2 pseudogenes are annotated in these 351 nt (G+C 62.4%); one reads left to right on the forward strand and one right to left on the reverse strand.

Annotation, left to right across the window (positions count from 1 at the left end):
* Positions 1-105: pseudogene (locus EN804_RS38475) on the forward strand (prephenate dehydratase); the annotation flags it as partial.
* A 15-nt stretch (positions 106-120) separates the two neighbouring features.
* On the opposite strand, the pseudogene EN804_RS35360 reads toward EN804_RS38475, so the two are convergent.
* Positions 121-351: pseudogene (locus EN804_RS35360) on the reverse strand (NADH pyrophosphatase); the annotation flags it as partial.

The raw sequence follows: 351 nt of genomic DNA on the forward strand, positions 1-351 counted from the left end.
CCCGTGCGGCATGCCCTGGACGAGCTGCGCTTCTTCTCTGAAAAAGTCCGTATTCTCGGCGTCTACAAGGGCCATGCGATGCGCGGAAAGCTCAACCAGAGCTGAGCCTGCCGCGATCTCCTACTTCGGCCATTCCACCCAGTCGCGCATCAGGCGATGCGCGATGGCTCCCATGGGCGGCGCAGAAAGACCTTCGCCCGCCGGGGCCTCCAGCATCTTTGCCACCTCTTCCCTCGTGAACCAGCGGCAATCCTCAAGCTCGACCTCATCGCGTGCGATCTCAAAAGCCAACGCCTCGGCATAACAGCCGATCATCAGCGTATGCGGCATCGGCCAAGGCTGGGAGGCGTG

The sequence above is a fragment of the Mesorhizobium sp. M8A.F.Ca.ET.161.01.1.1 genome (assembly GCF_004792105.1).
GTDB lineage: Bacteria > Pseudomonadota > Alphaproteobacteria > Rhizobiales > Rhizobiaceae > Mesorhizobium.